This is a genomic window from Streptomyces sp. NPDC008150, from assembly GCF_042956945.1.
Taxonomy (GTDB): domain Bacteria; phylum Actinomycetota; class Actinomycetes; order Streptomycetales; family Streptomycetaceae; genus Streptomyces.
Window position 1 is genome coordinate 275,692 of record NZ_JBIBHJ010000008.1, and the last position, 25,598, is coordinate 301,289.

Annotated in this window: 24 protein-coding genes; 3 read left to right on the top strand and 21 right to left on the bottom strand. The window is 72.3% G+C overall.

All coding sequences use genetic code 11. From position 1 onward, the window contains the following. Window positions 1–8 precede the first annotated feature (8 nt). The 8 genes from ACFZA0_RS21625 to ACFZA0_RS21660 all read right to left on the bottom strand — a co-directional run bounded on the left by ACFZA0_RS21625 (window position 9) and on the right by ACFZA0_RS21660 (window position 10,101). Window positions 9–251, bottom strand: a complete 243-nt coding sequence (locus ACFZA0_RS21625; RefSeq protein ID WP_391019307.1) for a hypothetical protein — start codon at window positions 249–251, stop codon at window positions 9–11. Continuing rightward, complete coding sequence (gene gatA / locus ACFZA0_RS21630; RefSeq protein ID WP_391019309.1) at window positions 248–1,741, bottom strand: Asp-tRNA(Asn)/Glu-tRNA(Gln) amidotransferase subunit GatA; 1,494 nt, start codon at window positions 1,739–1,741, stop codon at window positions 248–250. The genes ACFZA0_RS21625 and gatA overlap by 4 nt, the downstream gene beginning before the upstream one ends. 5 nt (window positions 1,742–1,746) lie before the next feature. Continuing rightward, the gene (gene gatC, locus ACFZA0_RS21635; protein WP_067164579.1) at window positions 1,747–2,043 is read right to left on the bottom strand and encodes an Asp-tRNA(Asn)/Glu-tRNA(Gln) amidotransferase subunit GatC; all 297 of its coding nucleotides are present in this window, start codon (window positions 2,041–2,043) and stop codon (window positions 1,747–1,749) included. A gap of 935 nt (window positions 2,044–2,978) precedes the next feature. Then, window positions 2,979–5,222 carry an EAL domain-containing protein gene (locus ACFZA0_RS21640; RefSeq protein WP_391019312.1) on the bottom strand — a complete coding sequence of 748 codons (2,244 nt, stop codon included), beginning with the start codon at window positions 5,220–5,222 and terminating at the stop codon, window positions 2,979–2,981. 275 nt (window positions 5,223–5,497) lie between these two features. Next, window positions 5,498–7,693, bottom strand: a complete 2,196-nt coding sequence (gene ligA / locus ACFZA0_RS21645; protein WP_391019315.1) for an NAD-dependent DNA ligase LigA — start codon at window positions 7,691–7,693, stop codon at window positions 5,498–5,500. A gap of 16 nt (window positions 7,694–7,709) precedes the next feature. Beyond that, on the bottom strand, window positions 7,710–8,717 hold the full coding sequence (locus ACFZA0_RS21650; protein ID WP_391019318.1) for a methionine synthase: 1,008 nt from the start codon (window positions 8,715–8,717) through the stop codon (window positions 7,710–7,712). A gap of 73 nt (window positions 8,718–8,790) precedes the next feature. Further along, entirely contained in the window at window positions 8,791–9,480 is a 690-nt protein-coding gene (locus tag ACFZA0_RS21655; RefSeq protein ID WP_391019321.1) for an SDR family oxidoreductase, read from the bottom strand. Between the two features lie 81 nt (window positions 9,481–9,561). After that, complete coding sequence (locus tag ACFZA0_RS21660; RefSeq protein WP_391019323.1) at window positions 9,562–10,101, bottom strand: TIGR00730 family Rossman fold protein; 540 nt, start codon at window positions 10,099–10,101, stop codon at window positions 9,562–9,564. A 52-nt stretch (window positions 10,102–10,153) separates the two neighbouring features. Here ACFZA0_RS21660 and ACFZA0_RS21665 point away from each other — a divergent pair, with 52 nt between their 5' ends. Beyond that, the gene (locus tag ACFZA0_RS21665; RefSeq protein ID WP_391019326.1) at window positions 10,154–10,477 is read left to right on the top strand and encodes a DUF427 domain-containing protein; all 324 of its coding nucleotides are present in this window, start codon (window positions 10,154–10,156) and stop codon (window positions 10,475–10,477) included. 44 nt (window positions 10,478–10,521) lie between these two features. Here ACFZA0_RS21665 and mnmA read toward each other — a convergent pair whose 3' ends face one another. Further along, window positions 10,522–11,646, bottom strand: coding sequence for a tRNA 2-thiouridine(34) synthase MnmA (mnmA, locus tag ACFZA0_RS21670; protein ID WP_391019486.1), 1,125 nt, complete (start codon window positions 11,644–11,646; stop codon window positions 10,522–10,524). A gap of 86 nt (window positions 11,647–11,732) precedes the next feature. On the opposite strand from mnmA, the gene ACFZA0_RS21675 reads away from it, so the two are divergent. Continuing rightward, window positions 11,733–12,518 carry an N-acetylmuramoyl-L-alanine amidase gene (locus tag ACFZA0_RS21675; protein WP_391019328.1) on the top strand — a complete coding sequence of 262 codons (786 nt, stop codon included), beginning with the start codon at window positions 11,733–11,735 and terminating at the stop codon, window positions 12,516–12,518. Between the two features lie 33 nt (window positions 12,519–12,551). Here ACFZA0_RS21675 and ACFZA0_RS21680 read toward each other — a convergent pair whose 3' ends face one another. The 3 genes from ACFZA0_RS21680 to ACFZA0_RS21690 form a co-directional block, all read right to left on the bottom strand. After that, complete coding sequence (locus tag ACFZA0_RS21680) at window positions 12,552–13,715, bottom strand: aminotransferase class V-fold PLP-dependent enzyme (protein WP_391019331.1); 1,164 nt, start codon at window positions 13,713–13,715, stop codon at window positions 12,552–12,554. Between the two features lie 93 nt (window positions 13,716–13,808). Further along, complete coding sequence (locus tag ACFZA0_RS21685) at window positions 13,809–14,075, bottom strand: DUF4190 domain-containing protein (protein WP_391019333.1); 267 nt, start codon at window positions 14,073–14,075, stop codon at window positions 13,809–13,811. Window positions 14,076–14,152: 77 nt separating this feature from the next. Then, window positions 14,153–14,320, bottom strand: a complete 168-nt coding sequence (locus tag ACFZA0_RS21690) for a hypothetical protein (protein WP_391019336.1) — start codon at window positions 14,318–14,320, stop codon at window positions 14,153–14,155. Between the two features lie 104 nt (window positions 14,321–14,424). Between ACFZA0_RS21690 and ACFZA0_RS21695 the strand changes: the two genes are divergently transcribed. Further along, a complete protein-coding gene (locus tag ACFZA0_RS21695; protein WP_391019339.1) occupies window positions 14,425–15,072 on the top strand; it encodes a TetR family transcriptional regulator in 648 nt (215 codons plus the stop codon). Window positions 15,073–15,167: 95 nt separating this feature from the next. On the opposite strand, the gene ACFZA0_RS21700 is transcribed toward ACFZA0_RS21695, so the two are convergent. The 9 genes from ACFZA0_RS21700 to ACFZA0_RS21740 all read right to left on the bottom strand — a co-directional run bounded on the left by ACFZA0_RS21700 (window position 15,168) and on the right by ACFZA0_RS21740 (window position 25,360). Beyond that, window positions 15,168–15,500: a hypothetical protein gene (locus tag ACFZA0_RS21700; protein ID WP_391019342.1), complete on the bottom strand. Its 333-nt coding sequence runs from the start codon at window positions 15,498–15,500 to the stop codon at window positions 15,168–15,170. 148 nt (window positions 15,501–15,648) lie between these two features. Further along, window positions 15,649–16,518: an acyl-CoA thioesterase domain-containing protein gene (locus ACFZA0_RS21705; RefSeq protein ID WP_391019344.1), complete on the bottom strand. Its 870-nt coding sequence runs from the start codon at window positions 16,516–16,518 to the stop codon at window positions 15,649–15,651. 120 nt (window positions 16,519–16,638) lie between these two features. Then, window positions 16,639–17,295, bottom strand: coding sequence for a TRIC cation channel family protein (locus tag ACFZA0_RS21710; protein WP_391019347.1), 657 nt, complete (start codon window positions 17,293–17,295; stop codon window positions 16,639–16,641). 82 nt (window positions 17,296–17,377) lie between these two features. Further along, window positions 17,378–18,778 carry a M1 family aminopeptidase gene (locus ACFZA0_RS21715; RefSeq protein WP_391019350.1) on the bottom strand — a complete coding sequence of 467 codons (1,401 nt, stop codon included), beginning with the start codon at window positions 18,776–18,778 and terminating at the stop codon, window positions 17,378–17,380. Window positions 18,779–19,088: 310 nt separating this feature from the next. Beyond that, a complete protein-coding gene (locus tag ACFZA0_RS21720) occupies window positions 19,089–20,342 on the bottom strand; it encodes a dipeptide ABC transporter ATP-binding protein (protein ID WP_391019489.1) in 1,254 nt (417 codons plus the stop codon). Between the two features lie 35 nt (window positions 20,343–20,377). Continuing rightward, a complete protein-coding gene (locus ACFZA0_RS21725) occupies window positions 20,378–21,475 on the bottom strand; it encodes an oligopeptide/dipeptide ABC transporter ATP-binding protein (protein ID WP_391019352.1) in 1,098 nt (365 codons plus the stop codon). After that, the gene (locus ACFZA0_RS21730) at window positions 21,472–22,479 is read right to left on the bottom strand and encodes an ABC transporter permease subunit (RefSeq protein ID WP_391019354.1); all 1,008 of its coding nucleotides are present in this window, start codon (window positions 22,477–22,479) and stop codon (window positions 21,472–21,474) included. Before ACFZA0_RS21730 ends, ACFZA0_RS21725 begins: the two co-directional genes overlap by 4 nt. Before the next feature lie 71 nt (window positions 22,480–22,550). Continuing rightward, the gene (locus ACFZA0_RS21735) at window positions 22,551–24,323 is read right to left on the bottom strand and encodes an ABC transporter substrate-binding protein (protein WP_391019357.1); all 1,773 of its coding nucleotides are present in this window, start codon (window positions 24,321–24,323) and stop codon (window positions 22,551–22,553) included. A 38-nt stretch (window positions 24,324–24,361) separates the two neighbouring features. Continuing rightward, entirely contained in the window at window positions 24,362–25,360 is a 999-nt protein-coding gene (locus ACFZA0_RS21740) for an ABC transporter permease subunit (protein ID WP_391019360.1), read from the bottom strand. Window positions 25,361–25,598: the final 238 nt, after the last annotated feature.

Consider the following 25,598-nt stretch of genomic DNA (forward strand, 5'->3'; position numbering starts at 1 on the left):
CTTCCCTCTCAGCCCAGCAGGACGTCGTCGTCGCCCAGCCGCTTCAGCTCGCGGTAGAGAATGGCGAGACCGGTGACGATGGCCGCGGCGGACACGGCCGCGTCGATCAGGCGCAGCGTGTCGTTCTCGACGCGCGCCTTCTTTGCCTGCTTCGCGACACTCAGCGCGCCGAACGCGGTGGTGGCGATGGACAGGTACGTGCCGGACTTGGACTTCTTGAAGCCCTTGGCCTTCGACATTGCGTTGCTCACAGCGACGGAGCCTCCTCAAGCAGCGGGTGCCCCCACCTTTCCACGAAGGCGGCCTCCACGGCCGCTCCGACCTTGTACAGCCGGTCGTCCTTCAGGGCCGGGGCGATGATCTGGAGGCCCACCGGGAGGTTGTCCTCGGGGGCCAGACCGCACGGCAGCGACATGGCCGCGTTGCCCGCCAGGTTCGTGGGGATCGTGCAGAGGTCGGCGAGATACATCGCCATCGGGTCGTCGGCCCGCTCGCCGATCGGGAACGCCGTGGTCGGCGTCGTCGGTGACACGATGACGTCCACCTGCTCGAACGCCTTCTCGAAGTCCCGCGTGATGAGCGTGCGGACCTTCTGCGCGCTGCCGTAGTACGCGTCGTAGTAGCCGGAGCTGAGCGCGTACGTGCCGAGCATGATGCGGCGCTTGACCTCGGGGCCGAAGCCGGCCTCGCGGGTCAGCGAGGTGACCTCCTCCGCGGAGTGCGTGCCGTCGTCGCCCACGCGCGCGCCGTAGCGCAGCCCGTCGAAGCGCGCCAGGTTCGACGAGCACTCCGAGGGCGCGATCAGGTAGTACGCGGAGAGCGCGAGGTCGAAGGACGGGCAGTCCAGCTCGACGATCTCGGCGCCCAGCTCCTTGAGCAGCGCCACCGACTCGTCGAACCGTTGGATCACACCGGCCTGGTAGCCCTCGCCGCGGAACTGCTTGACCACGCCGACGCGCATGCCCGCCACGCTGCCGTTGCGGGCCGCCTCCACCACCGGCGGGACCGGGGCGTCGATCGACGTGGAGTCCATCGGGTCGTGCCCGGCGATCACCTCGTGCAGCAGCGCCGCGTCCAGGACCGTACGGGCACAGGGGCCGCCCTGGTCGAGCGACGACGAGAACGCGACCATGCCGTAGCGCGAGACCGCGCCGTACGTGGGCTTCACGCCGACCGTGCCGGTGACGGCGGCCGGCTGGCGGATCGAGCCGCCCGTGTCCGTGCCGATCGCCAGCGGGGCCTGGTACGAGGCGAGCGCGGCCGAGGAGCCGCCGCCCGAGCCGCCGGGGATGCGGGTCAGGTCCCACGGGTTGCCCGTCGGGCCGTACGCGCTGTTCTCCGTGGAGGAGCCCATCGCGAACTCGTCCATGTTGGTCTTGCCGAGGATCACGACGTCGGCGGCCTTCAGCCGCTTGGTGAGCGTCGCGTCGTACGGCGGGATCCAGCCTTCGAGGATCTTGGAGCCGACCGTGGTCGGGATGCCCTCGGTGGTGAAGATGTCCTTCAGCGCGAGCGGGACGCCGGCCAGCGGGCCGAGCTTCTCGCCCCGCTCCCGCTTCGCGTCGACGGCGCGGGCCTGCGCGAGGGCGCCCTCGCGGTCGACGTGCAGGAAGGCGTGCACCTTCTCGTCCACCGCCTCGATGCGGGCGAGGTGGGCCTCGGTGACCTCCACGGCGGTGAGGTCACCGGCGGCGATCTTCGCGGCCGTCTCGGCCGCGGTGAGCTTGATGATGTCCGTCATGGCTGTTAGTCCTCCCCCAGGATCTGCGGCACCTTGAAACGCTGCTGCTCCTGGGCCGGGGCGCCGGAGAGCGCCTGCGCGGGGGTGAGCGACGGACGGACCTCGTCCGCCCGCATGACGTTCGTCAGCGGGAGCGGGTGCGAGGTCGGCGGCACGTCTTGGTCGGCGACCTCGCTGACGCGGGCGACCGCGCCGATGATGTCGTCCAGCTGGCCGGCGAAGTGTTCGAGCTCTTCGGGCTTCAGCTCCAGACGCGCCAGCCGTGCGAGGTGGGCGACCTCCTCGCGCGTAATGCCAGGCATGCAGCGATCCTCTGGGGTGAGTGGGGTTGGGCTTTGCGGCCAATCCTATGGCGCGGGCCCTTGTGGGCGTTAAACGGTTTGGCCGGGGGGTGGGGGCACGGGGCGGGCGGGGGTGTTCCGGGGGGTGGTGCGGCCGGGCCGGGCCGGGGCGGGGTGGGGAGGCGTTGCCGGGGTGCGCGGGGTGCGGGGACGTGCGCTCGGGCAACGGTGCGTTGCCGGGTGCCGGGGTGCGCGGGGTGCGGGGGCGTGCGGTCGGGCAGCGGTGCGTTGCCGGGTGCCGGGGTGCGCGGGGTGCGGGGGCGTGCGGTCGGGCAGCGGTACGTTGCCGGGTGCCGGAGTGCGGCGGGTGCGGGGACGTGCGTTCGGGCAGCGGTGCGTTGCCGGGTGCCGGGGTGCGCTGGGTGCGGGGGCGTGCGGTCGGGGGCGGGGCCGCGCCGGGGGTGTACGTCCTCGGACCGGCGCGAGGGAGCAATGCCCTGCATTTCGACCGGCGTTGACGCGCCAGTCGCTCCGGGCGCACACCCCCGGCACGTCCCCTCCGCGCCGTCGCCGGCTCTCCGTGCGCCTGGGTTCCCGCCGTCGCCTGCCCGCCGCGCGCCCAGTTCCCGCCGTGCCGGCTCTCCCTACGCCTGGGTTCCCGCCGCCGCCTGCTCGCCGTGCGCCCGGGTCCCGCCGTCGCCTGCCCGCCGCGCGCCCGGGTCCCGCCGTGCCGGCTCTCCCTGCACCTGGGTTCCCGCCGTCGCCTGCTCGCCGTGCGCCCGGGTCCCGCCGTCGTCTGCCCGCCGCGCGCCCGGGTCCCGCCGTGCCGGCTCTCCCTGCGCCTGGGTTCCCGCCGTCGCCTGCTCGCCGTGCGCCCGGGTCCCGCCGTCGCCTGCTCGTCGCGCGCCCGGGTCCCGGCGTCGTCTGCTCGTCGCGCGCCCGGGTCGGTGGACGGTTCAGCGGCCCTGGTCGTCCTGTGCCGCCGGGAGGGCCGCCGCCGGGCGCTGCCAGCCCCGGGAGCCTCGGGCCCGGAGCCAGGCGGTGGTCTCGTCCGGGGGCATCGCCGCCGCCACCAGCCAGCCCTGTACGGCGTCGCAGCCCAGGTCGCGCAGGCGTTCCCACGTCTCGTCGTCCTCGACGCCCTCGGCCACGACCACCAGGCCGAGGGAGTGGGCGAGGTCCACCGTGCAGCGGACGATCTCCGCGTCCTCCGTGTCCACCGCCAGGCGGGCCACGAACGAGCGGTCGATCTTCAGTTCGCTGACGGGGAGGCGGCGCAGGTGGACCAGGGAGGAGTAGCCCGTGCCGAAGTCGTCCAGCGACATCTTGACGCCGTGGCCGGTGAGACCGGCCAGGGTCGCCGCCGCGCGCTGCGGGTCCTCCAGGAGTACGTGCTCGGTGATCTCCAGCTGGAGCGAGCCCGGCGGGACCCCGTGCCGGGCCAGGCGGGCCGCCACCGAGCCCGCGAAGCCCGGGGTGTGGACGTCGCGCGGCGAGACGTTGACGGCCACCGGTACGAACAGGCCCTGCTTGCGCCACTCGGCGACCTGGGCGAGCGCCGTCTCCAGGACGTACTCGGTGAGGTGGGGCATCAGGCCCGACGACTCCGCGATCGCGATGAACTGGTCCGGCGGGACCTTGCCGCGTTCCGGGTGCACCCAGCGCATCAGCGCCTCCAGGCCCGCGACCTGGCCGTCGAAGCGGACCTTCGGCTGGTAGTGCAGCTCGACCTCGTGCGCGTCCAGCGCGCGGCGCAGGTCGCCGAGCAGGCCCAGGCGGTCCGGGGTGTTCGAGTCCCGCTTCGACTCGTAGACCTCCACGCCCGTGCGGTCCCGCTTCGCCTGGTACATCGCGATGTCCGCCCGGCGCAGCAGCCCCTCGGCGTCGAGGGCGTGGTCCGGGAAGACGGCCACTCCCGCGCTGGCCTCCAGGACGAGGGTCAGGCCGTGCACGTCCAGGGGGCTGCTCAGCGCCGCCACGAGGGTGCGCGCGACCCGGGCCGCCGAGGTGGTCGAGTCCGCCACCGGGAGCAGGACCGCGAACTCGTCGCCGCCCAGGCGGGCCGCCTCCGCCCCGCGCGGCAGTGCCGAGCGCAGGCGTTCCGCGATCAGCAGGAGCAGGCGGTCGCCCGCGCGGTGGCCGAGCGTGTCGTTGACGGAGCGGAAGCGGTCCAGGTCGATGAGCATGAGGGCCGCGCGCTTGCCCGCGCGCTCGGCGTCGTCGAGCGTGGTCCAGATGCGTTCGAGAAGCCACTGACGGTTGGGCAGACCGGTGAGCGGGTCGCGCAGTTGTTCCTCCGCGCGGGCCCGCGCGATCCAGAGCGTGGAGTCGAGGGCGACGAGCGGAACCGCGAACAGAGGCAGCAGGATCGGTTCCGCGACGGCCACCACGCAGATCAGCGGGGCGATGCCGAGGAGGGCCACCACCACCAGGCCCTGGCGGACCAGCGCCGTGCGCGCGACGGTCGGCAGGCCGCCCGTGCGGGGGGCGTTGAGGTACCAGAGGAGGGTGCGGGTGATCAGCAGGTAGGCCGCCGCCACCAGGACCACCTCGGGCACGGCACCCGGTGTCCAGGTGTCAGGCCGCCACGGGTGCTCGACGGAGGGCACCGGGCCGAACAGGGCCAGGACGAGCGCGCCGGCGCCGATGCCGAGGATGTCGACGGCGCCCTGGAGGACGCCCTGCCGCCAGCGGTGCCTGCGCGCGACGCCGACCAGGACGACGACGGTGAGGCTGACCATCCCGGCCGGCACCCAGCCGTAGAGCAGCAGCACGGCGAGGGTGAGGGCCGCGCCCGAACCGGTGCCGCCCCACCAGCGGGAGCGGCCGAGCATGACGAGGTGGCCGACGATGATGCCGGTCAGCACGGCGAGCGCCCAGCCGACCGTGCCGGACGGGAACAGCGCGTGCGTACCGGTGAACGCCCGGAGGAATCCGGCGCCCAGCACGAACGCGGCGACGGCGACGACCGCCGCGGGCAGCGCGGGCCACGACGCGTGGCGTTCCTGGGCGGTGCCGGGCAGTCCGGGTGCGGCTTCGAGGGCGGGGCGCTGGATCTGCCGGCCGTGCGGGGCGCTGGGCAGTCCCGCCGGGCTGAGGCCGGGAACACCCGTACGGTCCACGGGACTCACCGGCGCCCGCCACGCGCCCACGATCCGGCGCAGCCGGGAGTCCGGGGCGGCGCTCTCGGTCGGTTCCATTCCGTCCCTCTCACAGCCGGCGGTGCCCACGCCACGCGGTCCGCCGCCGACGACCGGCGACGGCTCCCCGTCGGAACCCGTTCCCCGTGCGCGCCGGGGTCGGGGATGCCCCGACCGCAGGGCACGGCGGGCGCACATCCCAACAGTAGGCCGCTTGGGGCGAGTACGGGCAGCGGTCGTCGGCGGTTGCCCGAATGCGCCCCGGCCACCCGTATGCGTCTGGTATGCGCCGATCGGGTGGCCTTCGGGGGCGGGCCGGCCGCCCCCGCGGGCCTCTACTCCTCGGCGGGCAGGGCGACTTCGGCCGCCGCGTCGGGTCCCCGCTCCAGCAGGACGTCGAACCCGTCCTCGTCGAGGACCGGCACCTTGAGCTGCACCGCCTTGTCGTGCTTGGAGCCGGGGCTGTCACCCACCACGACGAACGACGTCTTCTTGGAGACGGACCCGGTGACCTTGGCGCCCCGGCTCTGCAGCGCGTCCTTGGCGCCGTCGCGGGTGTAGCGCTCCAGGGTGCCCGTGACGACGACGGTGAGTCCTTCGAGCGGGCGCGGGCCCTCGTCCTCGCCGGTGCTCTCGTCCTCCATCCGGACGCCCGCCGCACGCCACTTGCGGAGGATCTCGCGGTGCCAGTCCTCGGCGAACCACTCCTTGACGGAGCGGGCGACGATCTCGCCGACGCCGTCGGTGTTGCGCAACTCCTCCTCCGTCGCCGCGTCGATGCGGTCCACCGAGCGGAAGGCGCGGGCCAGTGCCTCGGCCGCGACCGGCCCCACGTGCCGGATGGAGAGGCCGGTCAGGACGCGGGCGAGCGGGCGGTCCTTCGCCGCCGCGATGTTCTCCAGCATCGACACGGCGTTCTTGCGGGGTTCGCCCTGCTGGTTGGCGAAGACGGTGGCGGTCTTCTCCTCGCCGGTCTTCGGGTCCCGCTTGGGCAGCCCGCTGTCCTGGTCCAGGACGTACGCCCTGATCGGCAGCAACTGCTCGACGGTCAGGTCGAACAGGCCGCCCTCGTCGGTGAGCGGCGGGTCGGCCGGCTCCAGCGGCCTGGTGAGAGCGGCGGCGGCGACGTACCCGAAGTGCTCGATGTCCAGCGCCTTGCGGCCCGCGAGGTAGAACAGGCGCTCCCTCAACTGGGCAGGGCACGCACGGGCGTTGGGGCAGCGGAGGTCGATGTCGCCCTCCTTCATCGGCCTGAGCGGGGTGCCGCACTCGGGGCACTCGGACGGCATCACGAACTCGCGCTCGCTGCCGTCCCGCAGGTCCGCGACCGGGCCGAGGATCTCCGGGATCACCTCGCCGGCCTTGCGCAGCACCACGGTGTCGCCGATCAGCACGCCCTTGGCCTTGACGACCTGCTGGTTGTGCAGCGTGGCGAACTCGACCTCGGAACCGGCCACGGTGACCGGCTCGACCTGCGCGTACGGCGTGACCCGGCCCGTACGGCCCACGCCCACCCGGATGTTGACGAGCTTGGTGTTGACCTCCTCGGGCGCGTACTTCCACGCGATGGCCCAGCGCGGGGCGCGCGAGGTGGAGCCGAGGCGGCCCTGGAGCGGGATCTCGTCGAGCTTGACGACGACGCCGTCGATCTCGTGTTCCACGGAGTGCCGGTTGTCGGCGTAGTGCGCGATGAACTCCCGTACGCCGTCGAGCCCTTCGACCACGCGGTTGTGCGGGGAGGTGGGCAGGCCCCAGGAGTGCAGCAGTTCGTACGCCTGGGACAGCCGCGCCATGCCGGTGAAGCCGGGGGGCAGGGCGCCGATGCCGTGCACGACCATGTGCAGCGGGCGGGAGGCGGTGACACGCGGGTCCTTCTGGCGCAGCGAACCGGCCGCCGCGTTGCGGGGGTTGGCGAAGGGCTTGTCACCGGCCTCCACCAGGCGGGCGTTCAGCTCCTCGAACTTCTCCATCGGGAAGAAGACCTCGCCGCGGATCTCCACGAGGTCCGGGAAGCGGTCGCCGGTCAGCCGGTCGGGGATCTCGGCGATGGTGCGGACGTTGGGCGTGATGTCCTCGCCCGTGCGGCCGTCGCCGCGGGTGGCGGCGCGGGTGAGGCGGCCGTGTTCGTAGGTGAGGTTCACGGCGAGGCCGTCGACCTTCAGCTCGCACAGGAAGTGGTACGGGGCGCCGCCCACGTCCTTGGCGACCCGGTCGGCCCAGGCGGCCAGTTCCTCGTCGTCGAAGGCGTTGTCCAGGGACAGCATCCGCTCGTGGTGCTCGACGGACGTGAACTCCGTCGCGTACGCGCCCGCGACCTTCTGCGTGGGCGAGTCGGGGGTGCGCAGCGCGGGGTGCTCCTCCTCCAGGGCCTGGAGGGTGCGCAGCAGCTTGTCGAACTCCGCGTCGCTGACCACGGGCGCGTCGTTCACGTAGTACCGGAAGCGGTGCTCCTCGATCTGCTCGGCGAGCCTCGCGTGCTGCTCCCGTGCCTCGGCGGGCACCGTCGTCTCCGCCTGCTCTTCGCCGGCCACCGTAATCGTCCTCCCGTTACTCAGGGTTGTCGGCGAGGGATCTCGCCGCCCGGACGCAGTGGGCGAGCGCTTGGCGCGCGTACGCGGGGGACGCCCCCGCGAGGCCGCACGCCGGGGTGAGGGTCACCACCTCGGCGAGCAGTCCTGGTCGCAGCCCCAGCCTGCGCCACAGCGTCCTGACACCCATGACGCTACCGGCAGGGTCCGACAACGGACCGTCCACGCCGGGCACGACACCGGCGAACAGCCGCGTACCGCCCTCCACCGCCTCACCGATCACCTCGTCGTCACGCTCGGTGAGGAGCGAGAGGTCGAAGGAGACCGCCGCCGCCCCGGTGCGCCGCAGCAGCGCGAACGGGACGTCCGCTGCGCACGAGTGGACCACGACGGGCCCCGCCCCGTGCACCCCCACGACGTCACGCAGTACGGACTCCACGAGCTGCCGGTCGACGGCGCGGTGGGTGCGGTAGCCGCTCGCGCTGCGGACGTGGCCGCGCAGCACGGCGACGAGGGAGGGTTCGTCGAGCTGGAGGACCAACCGGGCGCCGGGAACGCGGCGTCGCACCTCCGCGAGGTGCTCGCGCAGGCCCTCGGCGAGGGAGCCCGCCAGGTCGCGGACGGCTCCGGGGTCGGAGAGCGCGACCTCTCCGTTGCGCAGTTCGAGCGCCGCCGCCAGCGTCCACGGGCCGACCGCCTGCACCTTGAGGTCGCCCTCGTACCCCTGGGTGAACTCCTCCAGGGCGTCGAGGTCCTCCCCCAGCCAGGACCGGGCGCGCTTGGTGTCCCGGCCCGGCCGGTCGCCCAGCCGCCAGCCGCTGGGCTCCACGCGCGCGTACATCTCGACGAGCATTCCGGCCGTGCGGCCGATCATGTCGGCGCCCGGCCCCCGGGCGGGCAGTTCGGGCAGGAAGGGGAAGTCGTCGAAGCTGCCGGTGGAGGTCCTGGCCGCCTCCCGGGCGTCGCCGCCCGGGAGGGAGCCGATCCCGGTGGCACCGGCGAAGCTGAACTGGCTGTCGTTGCTCACCCCGGCAGCCTACGTAACCGCCGGCACGCCACCGACCGGCGGCGGTCCGGGGACGGGGCCCGGGGCGGCCGGCTCAGCGGCCGGGGCGCACGGTGAGGTCGTTGACCTCGGCGTCGGCGGGCAGGTCGAGGGCCATCACGATCGTCGTCGCGACGGACTCGGGGTCGATCCACCGTGCCGCGTCGTACTCCTTGCCCTCCTGCTGGTGCACCTTGGCCTGCATGGGGCTCGCGGTGCGGCCCGGGTAGACGGAGGTGACCCGGACGCCGTTCGCGTGCTCCTCCTCGCGCAGGGCGTCGGCGAGCGCCTTCAGCCCGTGCTTGGAGGCCGCGTACGCGGCCCACTCGGCGTGCCCGGCGAGACCGGCCCCGGAGTTCACGAACACCACGTGCCCGCGCGCGGTGCGCAGTTGGGGCAGGAAGTGGCGGGTGAGTTCGGCGGGCGCGACGAGGTTCACGTCGAGCTGGTGGTGCCAGGACTTCGGTGTCAGTTCGCCGACCTTGCCGAGGTCGACCACGCCGGCGACGTGGATCAGCGAGTCGACCTGTTCGGGCAGGGTCTGGTGGGAGAACGCCCACGACAGCCGGTCGGGGTCCGCGAGGTCGCCGACGAGGGTCCGGGCGCCGGGGAACGCGGCGGCGAACTCCTTCGCGCGTCCCGCGTCGCGCGCGTGCAGCACGAGGTCGTCCCCGCGCGCGTGCAGACGTCGGGCGAGCGCCGCGCCGATGCCGGAACCGGCCCCGGTGATCACATGTGTAGCCATGCCGCCATGCTCGCACCACCGGGGCCGGCGCACCGTACGCAGGTCGCCCGCGGGCGCGCGCGGGCGTCCCGGGGAGGCCGCTCAGCGGTCGGCGAGGGCCTTCTCCAGGTACGCCAGCGCCTCGGCGGGCTCGGCGGCCACGTGCACCAGCTCGGCCAGCGGGCGCGGCAGGAAGCCCTCGGCCTCCATGCGCCGGAACTGCTCCGCGAGGCCGTCGTAGAAGCCCGCGGTGTTCAGCAGGACCACCGGCTTGTCGGTCCTGCCGTGCTTCTTCAGCTCCAGGATCTCGGTGGCCTCGTCCAGGGTCCCGGTGCCGCCGACCATGATCACCACGGCGTCGGAGCGCTCCAGGAGCAGCCGCTTGCGCTCGGCGAGGTCGGCCGCGATCACCATCTCGTCCGCGCCGGGGCGAGCCTTGGCCGCGAGGAACTCCACGGAGACGCCCACCAGACGCCCTCCGGTGCTCTGCGTCCCGTCCGCGACGACCTTCATGAGACCCGTGTCCGAGCCGCCCCAGACGAGCGTGTGCCCGGCCCTGCCGAGCAGCGCGCCGAACTCGTGCGCGGGGCGGGTGTAGCGGTCGTCGAGGTCGGCGGCGGAGAGGAAGACGCAGATGTTCATGGCGCCCACGGTACGCGGGAAGAACCGGCGCCCCGCGCGCGCTGTTCCCCGTATGACCCAAGGACACACGATCACGATCGAGCACGGCAGCCGGCCCGTACGCGTCGTCCACGGCGGCCAGGTCCTCGCGGAGAGCGACCGCCCCCTGGTCCTGCGCGAGACGGGCTGCCCGCCGCGCTACTACCTGCCCGCCGAGGACGTCCGCCTGGACCTGCTGACGCCCTCCGACACGCACACGCACTGCCCGTTCAAGGGCGACGCGTCCTACTGGTCCCTGCCGGAGGCCCCGGACCTGGTGTGGTCCTACCCCGAGCCGCTGCCCGGGGTCGCCGAGATCAAGGACCACCTGTGCTTCTACGAGGTGGAGGAGGTCTGACGCGCGCCGCCCCGCGCGCGTGCGGCGCGCGGGGCGGGCGTCGTTCAGACGGTCGCGGTCCTCGCGCGCGTGGTGGACGCGATCGTCGCGGAGCCGACCACGCGCGTGCCGTCGTACAGCACGATCGCCTGGCCGGGCGCGACGCCCCGCACCGGCTCGTCGAACGTGACGTGCAGGGTGCCGTCGACGTTCTCCGCCCGTACCTCGGTCTCGCCGCCGTGCGCGCGGAGCTGGGCGGTGTACGTGCCCGGTCCCGCGGGGGCGGTGCCGCACCAGCGGGGCTTGACGGCGGTCAGCGCCGTGACGTCGAGGGCGGCGGCCGGGCCGACGGTGACGGTGTTGGTGACCGGCGAGATGTCCAGGACGTAGCGCGGCTTGCCGTCGGGCGCCGGGGTGCCGATGCGCAGGCCCTTGCGCTGTCCGACCGTGTAGCCGAACGCGCCCTCGTGCGTGCCGACCTTCGCGCCGGACTCGTCGACGATGTCGCCCTCGGAGCGGCCCAGGCGCGAGGCGAGGAAGCCCTGGGTGTCGCCGTCGGCGATGAAGCAGATGTCGTGCGAGTCGGGCTTCTTCGCGACGGCGAGACCGCGCCGCTCGGCCTCCGCGCGGATCTCGTCCTTGGTGGTCAGCGTGTCCCCGAGCGGGAACATGGCGTGCGCGAGCTGCCGCTCGTCGAGCACCCCGAGCACGTACGACTGGTCCTTCGCCATGTCCGAGGCGCGGTGCAGTTCGCGGGTGCCGTCGGTGTTCAGCACGACGGTCGCGTAGTGGCCGGTGCAGACCGCGTCGAAGCCGAGCGCGAGTGCCTTGTCGAGCAGCGCGGCGAACTTGATCTTCTCGTTGCAGCGCAGACAGGGGTTCGGGGTGCGCCCGGCCTCGTACTCCGCGACGAAGTCCTCGACGACGTCCTCGCGGAAGCGCTCGGCGAGGTCCCACACGTAGAACGGGATGCCGATGACGTCGGCGGCACGGCGCGCGTCGCGGGAGTCCTCGATCGTGCAACAGCCCCGCGCTCCGGTGCGGAACGACTGCGGGTTGGCGGAGAGCGCGAGGTGGACGCCGGTCACGTCGTGGCCCGCCTCGGCCGCGCGGGCGGCCGCGACGGCGGAGTCGACGCCGCCCGACATGGCGGCGAGGACACGGAGGGGGCGCTGCGGGGTCTCAGTCATAGCGGTCATAGCTCTTCAAGAGTAAGGGGCCGGTGGGAACCGGGGCCCCCGAGTATCCGTTCTCGATCTACATGGGGGAGACGGACATGAGCGCAGAGACCGAGCGGGAGAACGGGAAGCAGCCGCGGGACGGGACGGAGCCGGCGGACGCGAAGCCCGCGGACGCGGGGTCCGGGCGGGCGGACGGACCGGGGCCGGTCCCTGACGGGGACGGCGACGCCCGGCGGCGGATCGGGCGCCGCGCGCTGATCGCGGGCGGCGCGGCGGTGGCGGCCGGCGGCCTGTTCGCGGTGACCCGCCAGGAGCTGGGGCGGCTGTGGTGGCAGCTGCCGGGGGTGGAGAAGCCGCGCGAGGCCGGCGCGGTGGACTTCCGCGGCGCGCGCTGGGTGGCCGCCTCCCCCGCCAACTACCGTGTCGCGGACCGCCCTTCGGACTACCGGGTGGACCGGATAGTCGTGCACGTCACACAGGGCAGCTTCGCGAGCGCGGTGAAGGTCTTCCAGGACCCGGACCACCGGGCGGCGGCGCACTACATCGTCGCGAAGGACGGCGGGATCACGCAGATGGTCCGCGAACTGGACGTGGCCTTCCACGCGGGCAACCGCTCGTACAACGAGCGCAGCGTCGGCATCGAGCACGCCGGCTTCGTCGACGACCCGGACGCCTTCACGGACGCGATGTACGCGGCGTCCGCGCGCCTGTCGGCCCGGGTGTGCGAGCGGTACGGCATCGACGTCGACCGGGAGCACATCGTCGGCCACGTGGAGGTGCCGGGCACCGACCACACCGACCCCGGCCGGTACTGGGACTGGGACAGGTACCTGGTCCTGGTCCGCCGGGAACGCGCGGCGCTGCGGTCCGCGGCCGGCTGAGCGGCGGCGCGGGCACCGCCCGCGCCGGGGGTGTCAGACGAGACCGGCCGCGCGGGCCCGTTCGACGGCCGGGCCGATGGCCTTGGCCACCGCCTCGACGTCGTCGCGCGTGGAGGTGTGCCCCAGCGAGAACCGCAGGGTGCCGCGCGCCAGGTCCGGGTCGGTCCCGGTGGCGAGCAGGACGTGGCTGGGCTGGGCGACCCCGGCGGTGCAGGCGGAGCCGGTGGAGCACTCGATGCCCTGGGCGTCCAGGAGCAGCAGCAGGGAGTCGCCCTCGCAGCCGGGGAAGGTGAAGTGGGCGTTGGCGGGCAGCCGTTCGACCGGGTCGCCGCCGAGGATCGCGTCGGGCACGGCGGCCCGGACGGCGGCGATCAGCTCGTCGCGCAGCCCCCCGACCTCCCGGGCGAACCGCTCGCGCCGTTCGGCGGCCAGCCGTCCCGCCACCGCGAACGACGCGATGGCCGGCACGTCCAGCGTCCCGGAGCGCACGTGCCGCTCCTGGCCGCCGCCGTGCAGCACCGGCACGGGGGTGTACTCGCGGCCCAGCAGCAGTGCGCCGATGCCGTACGGGCCGCCGACCTTGTGGCCGGAGAGCGCCGCGGACGCGAGGCCCGAAGCGCCGAAGTCGACCGGTACCTGGCCGAACGCCTGGACCGCGTCGGAGTGCAGCGGGACACCGAACTCGGCTGCCGCGTCCGCGAGTTCACGGACCGGCGAGACGGTGCCGATCTCGTTGTTGGCCCACATGACGGTGGCGAGGGCCACGTCGTCGGGGTTGCGGGCGATCGCGTCGCGCAGGGTGCCGGGGTGGACCCGGCCGTGCGCGTCGACGGGCAGGTACTCGACGGTGGCGCCCTCGTGCTCGGCGAGCCAGTGCACGGCGTCGAGGACGGCGTGGTGCTCGACGGGGCTGCACAGGACGCGGGTGCGGGCCGGGTCGGCGTCGCGGCGGGCCCAGTACAGGCCCTTCACGGCGAGGTTGTCGGCCTCGGTGCCGCCGGAGGTGAAGACGACCTCGCTGGGCCGCGCGCCGAGCGCCTCGGCGAGGGTCTCGCGGGCCTCCTCGACCGTGCGGCGGGCCCTGCGGCCGGACGCGTGCAGGGAGGAGGCGTTGCCGGTGACGCCGATCCGGGCGGTCAGCGCCTCTGCCGCCTCCGGAAGCATCGGGGTGGTCGCGGCGTGGTCGAGGTATGCCATGGTGGCGACGATTCTACGGGGCCCCGGCGGCACGTCCTCGGTCGGCGGTGCCCCCGCGGCCCGCGCCGGGCCGGACGGCCCGCCGGGCCCCGGTCAGAAGCTCCAGGAGACGGTGCTGTCGGCGTGCATGAACGCGATCAGCACCAGCAGGTCGGCGACGCCGAGCGCGAGCCCGAGGTACGCCCTGCCGCGGCGGGCGGTGGAGCGCCACAGCGCGGTGGCCGCCAGCGCGACGGCGATCGGGCCGAGGAAGACGTTGAGGACGAGAAGTCCCACGAGTCCGAGGACGAAGGACGCGACGGCCATGCCGTCGGCGTCACGGGCACCGGTGCGGCTGCTCGCCGGAGCGGTGAGATGCATGGTGATCGACTCCCGAGGTCTCGGGGCGGACGAACGGACGGTCGTGCGGGCGTACGGACCGGGCGCGGGCCCGGCGGTCAGCCCGCCGCGGTGTGCCGACGGCGGCCGTGGCGCTCGCGGAGCGCGAACACACCGAGCCAGACGGCGATGACGACGGCCGCGGTGGCGCTGAACGCGAGCGGCGCGTGGGCGACGGCGCCCATGACGACGCCCATCAGGAGCAGTGCGGCAACGAGGAACAGCACGGGCGGGATCCCCCTCCGATTCCGAGAACAACTGTTCACTGACTGACGAGTCTAGCGCGCACGAGCACTTCCCCCGCCCGGAGAACAGTTGTTAACTGCATGGCATGAGTCACACTCTCGGCGTCCGGCAGGCACAGAAGCAGAAGACGCGGCAGGCACTGCTGAGCGCGGCGCTCGGACTGCTGGAGGAGCAGAGCCTGAGCAGCCTGGGCCTGCGCGAGGTCACCCGCGCGGTCGGCGTCGCGCCGACCGCCTTCTACCGGCACTTCCGCTCCATCGCGGACCTCGGCGTGGCCCTCGTCGACGAGGCGCTCGGCAGCCTGCACCCGATGATCAGGACGACGGTGTCCACGGCGGCCGACAGTGCCGACCAGGCCGCACGGGCGGACCAACGCATCGAGCGGGCCGTCGAGTTGATCGCCCGTCACGTGGACGCGCACCCGGCCCACGTCCGCTTCCTCGCCCGGGAGCGGCACGGCGGGGTGCAGCCGGTGCGCGAGGCGATCCGCGGCCAACTGGCCCGGTTCGCCGGGGAGGTGAAGACCGAGCTGGCCAAGGACCCCGAGTCGGCCGGCTGGAGCGACGCGGACCTGGAGGCCCTCGCCGCCCTCTACGTGGACCAGATGCTGATCACGGCGTCCCTTTTCCTGGAGGCGCAGGACGCCCCGCACGAAGAACGCGAACGCGTCGCCGAGGTGGCGGCGAGCCGGCTGCGCCTGATCAGCATCGGCCGCCGCCACTGGCTGGACTGAGGAGGCGGGCGCCCACCCCGGAACCCGCCGCGCCGGGCGGCCCGCGCGGTCAGCCCCGCCGGGCCGCGCCCCGCCGCCCTGCCCCGACCGCGCGGTCAGCCCTGCTGCCCCGGGCCCCCGCAGCCGCCGCCCTGTCCGCCGCCCCCGCCGAGACCGCCGGACGGCATGCCCGAGGGGCCGCCGGACGGCATCCCGGACGGCCGGTTCGAGGGGTTGCCCGAGGGCATCCCGGACGGCATGCCGGTGGGCATCCCGCTCGGACGGCCCGCCGCCCCGGACGGCATGCCGGACGGGGCCCGACAGCCCTGCTGCTGACCGGAGTTGCCGCTGCCGGAGGAGGACGACGAGTCGTCCGAGCCGCACGCGGCGAGCGCGAGGAGCGCCGGCGCCAGCAGGGCAACGACGGGGACGAGACGGGCACGCTTCATGAGTGAACAACTCCCGGGAGTGCTGCCTGAGACGGACGTGAGGTCCGCGGGCGGCACTCAACCAAGCCCGTATAGGGCCTGGTTGGGGTCGCACTGTGCCCGGTCTGTGGATCCGGCAAAGCCGTGCCCAAGCGAAGGGGGCGCGGAATCAGCCCAGTCGGACGCGGGCGAGCTGCCGGGACTGGGCGACGAGCCGGTCCGCGCTGTCCCAGACCTCGGCGTCCTCCTCCAGGAATCCCCCGGCGAGGTTGCGCGTGGTGATCGACACCCGCAGCGGGCCGGCGGCGGGCCGGGCCCTTACGTGCACGGTGAGTTCGACGGTCGGCACCCATCCGGAGAGGCCGAGGTCGAACGCGGTGGGCGGCAGCGCGTCCACCGCCAGCAGCAGGGAGAGCGGGTCGGCGTCGCGGCCGTCGGACAGCCCGAACCAGGAGCGCACCTCGCCCCTGCCGGAGGGCTCCCCGGTGGCCCAGCCGAGGGTGGCGGGGTCGAGCCGGAGCCACAGCCGTCCGGCGATGCCGGGGCCGTCGGAACCGCCGGGGACCGCGGCCGGGCCGTCCTCGGGACCGAAGCAGCGGTCGGGCGGCGGTATCACGGGCGGCTTCGCGGAGGTGCGGACGTCGTCCGGCAGGGCGTCCAGGTCGCCGTAGGAGGCGAGCACCCGGATGCGTTCGACCTCGCGGCCCTCGTCGTCGTACTGGAAGAGCGATGCCTGTCCGGTGGAGAGGGTGCGGCCGGAGCGGACGGTCTCGGTGCGCACCACGGCCGGGCCGGGGCGGGACGCGGTCAGGTAGTGCGCGGAGACCGTGAAGGGGTCGGGGTGCGGCAGCGCGTCCGCGAGGGCGCGGGCCACCACGGCCAGCAGGTAACCGCCGTTGACGGCGCCGAGGATCGTCCAGCCGGCGGAGAGGTCGATGCCGTAGACACCGGGCTCGCGCCGGACGACCGCGGTGTCGCGGTCGAACTCGCTGTCGCCGATCGCGGCGGGGGCTGTGGACACGGGGGCTGCTTCTGCCATGGACGAACGGTACAACAGCAGCTTACTAAGCGGTAGCTTTCCTCGCTCGCCCCCTCCGCCCCTCCGCCCCCGCACCCTCCGCCCTCTCCGGCCCTGCGGTCCCTCCCCCGCCCTGCCCGGCTACTCCTCGGCCACCGCCGACCGCCGGTTCCAGGCCCGGGGCGCGCGCCAGTGGTAGCGCATCGCGAGCAGCCGCAGGACGAAGGCGATGGTCACGGCGATACCGCTGGTCAGCGGCGTCAGGGCGTCGTAGCGGATGCAGAACGCGACCATGGTGGCGCCGACGATCGCGGGCACGGCGTACAGGTCGCGGTCCCAGCGCAGCAGCGACGGCACCTCGTTGGCGAGCACGTCGCGCAGCACTCCCCCGCCCACGGCCGTGGCGAGGCCCAGCGCCGCCGAGGCGGTGAGGCCGAGTCCGTAGTCGTACGCCTTCGTGGTGCCGGAGACGCAGAACAGGCCGAGGCCCGCCGCGTCGAAGACGTTCACGCCGACCTGGATGCGTTCCACGTGCGGGTGCAGGAAGAAGACCAGGAGGGCCGCGAGCAGGGGCGTGCTGAAGTACCCCAGGTCCGTGAAGGCGGCCGGCGGCACGGCGCCGATGATCAGGTCACGGAACAGCCCCCCGCCCAGCGCGGTGACCTCGGCGAGGACGGCGATGCCGAAGACGTCGAAGTTCTTGCGGACGGCGAGCAGGGCGCCGGAGATGGCGAAGACGAAGATGCCGATCAGGTCGAGCCAGTGCTGGACGGAAGGGGTGAAGAGATGCTCGAACACCGGGACATTCTTACCTGTCCGTGATCGCGGGCCCGACAGGCGCCGAGCCCGCGACCGTGGGCGGGCGCCTTCCCGCGCGGCCCTACGCGGTGGGCAGCGCGGGCTTCCCCGCCGTGAACAGCCAGGTGTCGAACAGGTCGTCGAGCTGCTGCCCGGACACCTTCTCCGCGAGCCGCACGAAGTCGGCGGTGTCGGCGTTGCCGTAGCGGTGCAGCTTCGTCCAGGCGGGCAGCAGGCGGAAGAACGCGTCGTCGCCGATCCGCTCGCGCAGCACCTGGAGGGTCATCGCGCCGCGCTGGTAGACGGCCGAGGCGAACATGGTGTCGCGCTGCGGGTCGCCCGGCAGGGTCTGCCAGAAGGTGCTGTCGGCGGGCCGGGAGTCGTACCCGGCGAGGAAGGAGTCGTGGGCGGAACGGGTGCCGCGGTGCTCGGCCCAGAGCCACTGGGCGTACGTGGCGAAGCCCTCGTTGAGCCAGATGTCCTTCCACTGCTCGACCGAGACGGAGTCGCCGAACCACTGGTGCGCCAGTTCGTGCACGATCGTCGACTCGCTGCGCACCGCGGAGTACGCGGGCTTCGACTGGACCTCCAGGGAGAACCCGGCCTCCGGCATGTCGTCGACTATCGCGCCGGTCTCCTCGAACGGGTACGGGCCGAAGAGGCTCGCCCAGTAGTCGGTCGCCTCGGCGGTGACGGCGTACACGTCGACGGCGTTCTGGTCCTGGAGCACCGGGTCGATCGCGACGTAGACGGGGATGCCGGAGGGGGTGCGGCCGGTGCGGACGTCGAACTTCCCGATGGTGGCGGTGGCGAGGTAGGTCGCCATCGGCTTCGACTCGCGCCAGTGCGTGTACGTGGAACCGCCCCGGGTGGTGGTCGAGACGAGCCGCCCGTTGGAGACGCCGGTGAGTCCCGTCGGCGCCTTGATCCGGATGTCGTACGTGGCCTTGTCGGAGGGGTGGTCGCTGGACGGGAACCAGGTGGAGGCGGCGTTGGGCTCGCAGGCCACGAAGACGCCGTCGTCGGTCTTCATCCAGCCGTACTCGGAGCCGAACACGATGGGCCCGCTGAGGGGTTCGGGCACGCCGCCGTAGGTGACGGAGACGGTGAAGTCGCGCCCCTTGGAGAGCGGGCCGCGCGGGGTGACGCGCAGTTCGTCCTCGTCGCGGGTGAACTCGGCGCGGCGGCCGTTCACCTGGACCCCGGTGACCGTGAGCTGCTGGAGGTCGAGGTCGAAGGACGACAGGGCGCGGGTGGCACGCGCGGTGACGGTGGTGGTGCCGTCGAGGCGGTCGGTGGCCGGGTCGTAGGCGATGCCCAGGTCGTAGTGGAGGGCGTCGTAGCCGCCGTTGCCGAGCTGCGGGAAGTACGGGTCGCCGATGCCGGGTGCGCCGGGTGCGGGGGCCGGGGAGGCGGCGATCAGGCAGAAGGAGGCCGCCGCGGTGGCGAGGGCCGCCAGTCGTGCCGGACGGGAGAGTGCCATGAAGTCGTCCCTTCGAGCGTGCGCCGGTCGGTGGACCGGAACGGTCGCGCCCGACTCTGCCGCCCCTTTAACGCCCATGTACATGACACTTCACGCCGACTGTCGTCCGGCGCCGGACAATTCCACGCGGACGAAGCCCGGTTCGGCACGGGCGGGCCCGGATCCGGGCGGCCGGAGCCGAGTTCGGCACGGGCGGGCCCGAATCCGGGCGCGCGGAGCCGAGTTCGGCAGGGCGGTCCGGCAACGCGTCGGGCCCCGCGGTCCGTTGCCGGTCCGCGGGGCCCGCAGTGCGTCAAGTACCGCTCCGCGCCTACTCCTTGGGAGCACCCGGCTCCGTGGCCGAGCCGGCGCCCGCATCCGGCTCGGGCGCCGTCTCCGGCTCCGTCTCCGGCTCCGGCTCCGGCTCCGGGGTGGCGGTGGACGTGGCCGGCTCGGCGGCCGGAACGGTGGACTTGGCCGCCTCCGGCACCAGTTCCACCGCCTCCCGCGCGTCCGCGATCAGCACCGTGTCCTGGGGTGCCTGGTCCGCGAAGTTCTCCGGGTGGTGGCACGCGACCTGCTGGCCCGGCAGCAGTTCGAGCAGCGGGGGCTCCTGGGTCCGGCAGATCTCCGTCGCCTTCCAGCACCGGGTGTGGAACCGGCAGCCGCTCGGCGGCGAGATCGGCGAGGGGACGTCGCCCTTGAGCAGGATGCGCTCGCTCTTGGCGCCCCGGCGCTTCGGGTCGGGGATCGGCACCGCCGACATCAGCGCCTTGGTGTACGGATGCATCGGCGCCCGGTACAGCGCCTCGCGGTCCGCCAGTTCGACGATCTTGCCGAGGTACATGACCGCGATGCGGTCGGAGACGTGCCGGACCACCGACAGGTCGTGGGCGATGATCACGTAGGTGAGGCCCAGCTCCTGCTGGAGGTCGTCCAGCAGGTTCACCACCTGCGCCTGGATCGACACGTCGAGCGCGGAGACCGGCTCGTCCGCCACGACGAGCTTCGGCTTGAGCGCGAGCGCACGGGCGATGCCGATGCGCTGGCGCTGGCCGCCGGAGAACTCGTGCGGGTAGCGGTTGAAGTGCTCGGGGCTGAGGCCCACCAGTTCGAGGAGCCGCTGCACCTCCTTCTTCACGCCGCCCTCGGGCTCGACGCCCTGGAGCCGGAAGGGGGCGCCGACGATGCCGCCGACGGTGTGCCGCGGGTTCAGCGAGCCGTACGGGTCCTGGAAGATCATCTGGATGTCCCGCCGCAGCGGGCGCATCCCCCCGGTGCTCAGCTTCGTGATGTCCTGGCCCTCGAAGTGGATCGAGCCGCCCGTCGGGTCCTGGAGTCGGGTGACGACCCGGCCCATCGTCGACTTGCCGCAGCCCGACTCCCCGACGACGCCCAGGGTTTCACCCCTGCGCACCTCGAAGCTGACCCCGTCGACGGCCTTCACCGCGGCGACCTGGCGCTGGAGGATGCCCTTCTTCACGGGGAAGTGCTTGACCAGGCCCTCGACCTTCAGCAGCACGTCGCCCTGCGCCGGACCGCCCGCGGCCGTGTCCTCACGGGGCGCCGACTGCTGCGGCGGGATCACGGCGCCGGCGGCGTCCGTCTCGTTCGTATCGGTCACAGCTTCGGCGCAATCTCTTCGGTCCAGATCCGCGTACGGTCCTCGGGCGCGAGGTGACAGGCGGACCAGTGGCCGCCGTCCGCCTGACGCAGTTCGGGGCGCACCGTGCGGGTCAGGTTGTCCTTGGGCACGTCCGCGTACGGGCAGCGGGGGTGGAAGGCACAGCCCGACGGCACGTTGATGAGGCTCGGCGGCTGGCCCGTGACCGGCACCAGCCGGTCGGAGGTCTCCCGGTCGATACGCGGCATCGAGCCCAGCAGGCCCCAGGTGTAGGGGTGTTGGGGCTTTTCGAAGACCTGCTCCGCCGGGCCGCGCTCCACGCAGCGACCGCCGTACATCACCAGCACGTCGTCCGCGATCTCGGCGACCACGCCGAGGTCGTGCGTGATGAGGATGACCGCGGAGCCGAACTCCTTCTGCAGGTCCCGGATGAGGTCCAGGATCTGCGCCTGGACGGTGACGTCCAGGGCGGTCGTGGGCTCGTCGGCGATGAGCAGTTCGGGGTTGTTGACCAGCGCCATCGCGATCATCGCGCGCTGGCGCATACCGCCGGAGAACTCGTGCGGGTAGCCGTCGGCGCGCTTGTCGGGCTCCGGGATGCCGACGCGGTCGAGCATCTCGACGGCACGCTTGCGGGCGACCTTGCGGCTGACGTCGTGGTGCACCCGGTACGCCTCGACGATCTGGTCGCCGATCTTGTAGTAGGGGTGCATGGCCGACAGCGGATCCTGGAAGATCATCGCCATCTCCCGGCCGCGGAGCTTGCGCACCTCGTCCGGTGAGGCGGAGATCAGTTCCTTGCCGTCGAGCCAGATCTCGCCCGACATGCGGACGTTCTTGCCGGCGGCGCCGAGCCGGTGCAGGCCCATCAGGGCGAGAGAGGTGACCGACTTACCGGAGCCGGACTCGCCGACGATGCTGAGGGTGCGCCCGCGCTCCAGCTGGAAGCTGAGCCCGTCGACGCTCTTGACCACGCCGTCGTCGGTGGGGAAGTGCACCTTCAGGTCGCGGACGTCGAGGAACGCGCCGGGCGCCTTCGACGGGGAACCGGTGGGCTCGCCCAGGGCGGCGCCCGTGCTGGACTGTTCGGTCACGAGAGCCTCACCCGCGGGTCGGCGGCGGCGTACAACAGGTCCACCACCAGGTTTGCGATCACGACGAAGAAGGCGGCGAGCAGGGTCACGCCGAGAATGGGGGGCAGGTCGTTGCTCTCGATGGCCTGCACCGCGTACTGCCCGATGCCGTGCAGGGAGAACACCGACTCGGTGATGAGGGCGCCGCCCAGAAGCAGGCCCAGGTCCATGCCGAACACCGTGATGATCGGCGTGAGGGCGGCCCGCAGACCGTGCTTGACGACGACGTTGCGTTCCCGCAGGCCCTTGGCGCGGGCGGTGCGGATGAAGTCCTCGTTCATCGTCTCCAGCATCCCCGAGCGGGTCAGCCGCGCGTAGATGGCGGAGTACAGCAGCGCGAGTGAACACCAGGCGGGGAACAGGGTGTTGGCCCACTGCGCGGGATTCTGGGTGAGCGGTACGTACGTGCGGCCGAAGATCGGCCACTGGTACGTGAAGAGCAGGATGGCCAGGTTGCCCGTGAAGAACATGGGCAGCGAGACACCGGCGAGCGCGACGCCCATGAAGGTGCGGTCGAAGACCGACCGCGGCTTGAGCGCGGAGACCACGCCGACCGCCACGCCCGACACGAGCCAGAGCACGGCCGCGCCGGCCGCCAGGGACAGGGTGACCGGAAGGCGGGAGGTGAGCGCGGGCCAGACCTCGACGTGGTCCTTGAAGGAGTAGCCGAAGCAGGGCGCGCCGCAGTGCACGGTGGTGGGGCCGAGGTTGTACGTGGCACCCGCCACGACACCCTTGATGAAGTGCCAGTACTGGAGGTAGACCGGCTGGTCCAGACCGAGGTTGTGCTTGACGGCGGCGATGTCGGCCGGCGTCGGGCTCTTCCCGATGTACTGCTGGGCGAGCTGGTCGGCGGTCTGGCCCGCCAGCCGTGGCAGCAGGAAGAAGATGCCGAAGGTGACCGCGGAGACGACCAGCAGCAGGATCACTGCCGCCACCGTCCGGCGGAGGATGTACGAGATCACGGTTATCGGCGCTGGTGCCCGCGGGCCGCGAGACCCGCGGGCACCAAGCCTTCACCTGCCTTCCGGGGCTGCTACTTCTTCGTGGTGCCGATGTTGAGGTAGTCGTACTGACCGCTGAACGCCGCCGTGGAGACCAGGTTGGTGGCGTACTTCGGACGGGCCAGCAGAACCTTGAAGTAGGTCAGCGGAACGAGGACCGCGTCGTCCATGGCCTGCTTGTCGATCTGGGTGTAGATCGTGTTGCGCTCGGTGGTGTCCTCGGTACCGATCGCCTTCGCCAGCAGGTCGTTCACGGTCTTGCTGTCGTACTGCGACAGGTTGGTGTTGCCCGAGTCGCCGATCGCCGCACCGTTCAGGATCTGCTGCAGGAAGCCGTAGCCGGAGGGCCAGTCGGCACCCCACTGCATCATGATCAGGCCGACGTTCTGCTTCTCCGTGAACTTCGGGACGCCCGCGTAGTCCGTGAAGTACTTGCCCGAGGGGTACTGCTTGAGGGTCGCGTTGATGCCGACCTTCTTCAGCGAGGCGATGATCGCCGTCGCGGCGTCGATCTCCTGCGGACGGTCGCTGCGGGCCGTGATGTTGGTGTTGATCGCGGTCTTGCCGCAGGCCTTGAGCTGGTCCTTCGACTTCGCCGCGTCGCCCTTGTTGCCGGCGGTCGCGTAGACGTCCGACTTGGCGTAGCCCGGGATGTCCGGAGGCAGCACGGTGGAGGCGATGTCACCGCGGATCGGGCCGCCCTCGGCGGTCTGCACCGAGACCTTGTCGATCGCGTACTGCACTGCCTTGCGGCAGGCGATGTTGTCGAACGGCTTCACCTTGGTGTTGATCGCCATGTAGACGAGACGGCCACCGTAGGTGTTGTCCGTGTTGGCCTTCTTGGCCGTGTCGGTGAGCACCTGGGCCTGCGTGGAGGCCTGGACACCCGTACCGCCGAGGTCGATCGCGTCGCCCGCGATGACGTCCTTGTCGATCGTCTCCGGGTTGACCTTCAGGTTGACCACGATCTTGTCCGGGTACTGCTTGCGCAGCGGGTCGGTCTTCGGGTCCCAGTTCTTGTTGCGGACGAGGACGGCCTGCTTGCCGTCCTCGTAGCTCTGGAACTGGTAGGAGCCGGAGGACACGATGGACTTGACGTAGTCGACGCCGGTGTCCTTCGCCTGCGGCACCGGAGCCGTCTGCGGCGCCGCGACCAGGTAGTCGAACTCCTGGAAGGCCGTGTTCAGGTGGAAGACGACGGTGGTGTCGTCGGGGGTCTCGATCGACTTCAGACCCTCGGCGCTCTTGTCCTTGTACGGGCCCTTGTACTTGTCGCCGCCGTCCAGGAACTGCTGGAAGTAGTTCGGGCCGAGGGACAGCACGTCACGCGCGAAGTTGGAACGCTCCACGGCGTACTTCACGTCCTTGGACGTGATGGCCGTGCCGTCCTGGTACTTCAGGCCCGAACGCAGCTTGTACGTCCAGGTCTTGCCGCCGTCGCTGGAGACACCCTTGCTCGCGGCGAGGTCCGGGACCAGGGTGTTGCCCTTGGAACCGGCGGCCGGGGTGAACGTCATCAGCGGACGCGCGTACAGGCGGCTGAAGTTGTACATGTACGCGTAGTACGTGTTGCCCGGGTCGAAGGAGTCCGGAACGTCCGACAGGTCGTACGTGACGGTGCCCCCCTTCGTCGTGGAGGCGTTGACGACGTCCTTGGTCGCGGCGTTGGCGCCTGCCGACTTGGTGTCGTCGCTGTTCTTGTTGTCATCGGCCTTGCTGCAGCCTGCAAGGAGCAGACTCACACTGCCGATGGCCGCAACGGCGGCCAGCGCTGACCTTCGCATGATGGGCGGGTTCTCCTCCATTGTCGGAAACTTGGGGTGCTCGCGGGGTGCGGGCTGCCTCAGCGGCTGCGCGGGTCGAGAGCGTCACGCAGACCGTCGCCGAGCAGGTTGAACGCCAGCACGGTCACGAAGATGGCGAGGCCGGGCACGATCATGAACTCGGGGTCGACCTGGTAGTAGTCGACCGCCTGCTTCAACATGCCGCCCCAGGAAGCCTGCGGGGGCTGGATGCCGACGCCCAGGAAGCTGAGCGACGCCTCGAAGATGATGTTGGTCGGGATGAGCAGCGTCGAGTAGACGATGATCGGGCCGACCAGGTTGGGCAGCAGTTCCCGGAACAGGATGTACGGGCCGCGCGCGCCCATTCCCCGGGAGGCGTCTACGAACTCGCGCTCACGCAGCGCGAGGGTCTGGCCCCGCACGATGCGCCCGAGATAGGGCCAGTTGAAGAAGCCGATGACGAAGACGAGCACGCTCAGGTGCAGCGGCAGGCCGGTCAGCCCGAAGGCGCCGCCCTGGAGGGTGGCGGAGATGGCGATGGCGAACAGCAGCAGCGGGAAGGCCAGGAAGGTGTCCATCAGGCGGCTGATGACGGTGTCGACCCGGCCGCCGTAGTAGCCGGCCACGACACCGAGCACCGCGCCGATCACGTTCGACAGGACGGTCGCCCCGAAGGCCACGACGAGCGACACCCACGAGCCTTCGAGGATGCGGGTGGCGATGTCCCGACCGAACTTCGGGTCCACGCCCAGCGGGTGGTCCCAGCTCATGCCGCCCCAAGCGCCCTTGGGGAGGGAGGTGTTGGGGTCGATCAGATCCTGGTGGAAGGCGTTCGGATCGAGTCCGAAGGCGGCCTGGATCGGCCGCGCGAGCACCGCGAGGAGCACGAGCAGGACGACGACGACACCGCCGGCGACGGCCACCCGGTCCTTCTTGAAGCGGGACCATGCGATCTGTCCGAGAGAACGGCCCTCGATCTGCCCCTTGCCGACGCCTGCGAGCACAGCCTCCGGCTGTGCCTCGGCTGTCGCTGCGGTGGTCTCGATCGGTGCGGTCACGGTGGCCCGACCCCTCTCGCCGGTGGTGACCGGCCTAACCCTGCCGCTGTGGGCGGCGTACTTGCTGACGAACAGGTCCGGACGGCGACGATGGTGCGGTGCGGACGCGTGGGGGCTTTCTCGACTTCTCGACTCGGCGCTGAGCAGAGGCCGGGGCTCCGAGCGGTGCCCTGGCTGTGAGTGGCGAGTCTTCAGCGAATCGGCGATCACATGCCAGATCTCCCGGCGAAAGTATGCG

What these genes read in the sequence shown, in the direction of transcription:
- ACFZA0_RS21680 (WP_391019331.1), bottom strand. Translation starts at nt 13,715, where the DNA reads ATGGCATACCTCGACCACGCCGCGACCACCCCGATGCTTCCGGAGGCG.
- ACFZA0_RS21675 (WP_391019328.1), top strand. Translation starts at nt 11,733, where the DNA reads ATGAGCGCAGAGACCGAGCGGGAGAACGGGAAGCAGCCGCGGGACGGG.
- ACFZA0_RS21640 (WP_391019312.1), bottom strand. Translation starts at nt 5,222, where the DNA reads ATGGAACCGACCGAGAGCGCCGCCCCGGACTCCCGGCTGCGCCGGATC.
- gatA (WP_391019309.1), bottom strand. Translation starts at nt 1,741, where the DNA reads ATGACGGACATCATCAAGCTCACCGCGGCCGAGACGGCCGCGAAGATC.
- mnmA (WP_391019486.1), bottom strand. Translation starts at nt 11,646, where the DNA reads ATGACTGAGACCCCGCAGCGCCCCCTCCGTGTCCTCGCCGCCATGTCG.
- ACFZA0_RS21685 (WP_391019333.1), bottom strand. Translation starts at nt 14,075, where the DNA reads ATGCATCTCACCGCTCCGGCGAGCAGCCGCACCGGTGCCCGTGACGCC.
- ACFZA0_RS21655 (WP_391019321.1), bottom strand. Translation starts at nt 9,480, where the DNA reads ATGGCTACACATGTGATCACCGGGGCCGGTTCCGGCATCGGCGCGGCG.
- ACFZA0_RS21660 (WP_391019323.1), bottom strand. Translation starts at nt 10,101, where the DNA reads ATGAACATCTGCGTCTTCCTCTCCGCCGCCGACCTCGACGACCGCTAC.
- ACFZA0_RS21695 (WP_391019339.1), top strand. Translation starts at nt 14,425, where the DNA reads ATGAGTCACACTCTCGGCGTCCGGCAGGCACAGAAGCAGAAGACGCGG.
- ACFZA0_RS21705 (WP_391019344.1), bottom strand. Translation starts at nt 16,518, where the DNA reads ATGGCAGAAGCAGCCCCCGTGTCCACAGCCCCCGCCGCGATCGGCGAC.
- ACFZA0_RS21665 (WP_391019326.1), top strand. Translation starts at nt 10,154, where the DNA reads ATGACCCAAGGACACACGATCACGATCGAGCACGGCAGCCGGCCCGTA.
- ACFZA0_RS21715 (WP_391019350.1), bottom strand. Translation starts at nt 18,778, where the DNA reads ATGGCACTCTCCCGTCCGGCACGACTGGCGGCCCTCGCCACCGCGGCG.
- ACFZA0_RS21735 (WP_391019357.1), bottom strand. Translation starts at nt 24,323, where the DNA reads ATGGAGGAGAACCCGCCCATCATGCGAAGGTCAGCGCTGGCCGCCGTT.
- ACFZA0_RS21700 (WP_391019342.1), bottom strand. Translation starts at nt 15,500, where the DNA reads ATGAAGCGTGCCCGTCTCGTCCCCGTCGTTGCCCTGCTGGCGCCGGCG.
- gatC (WP_067164579.1), bottom strand. Translation starts at nt 2,043, where the DNA reads ATGCCTGGCATTACGCGCGAGGAGGTCGCCCACCTCGCACGGCTGGCG.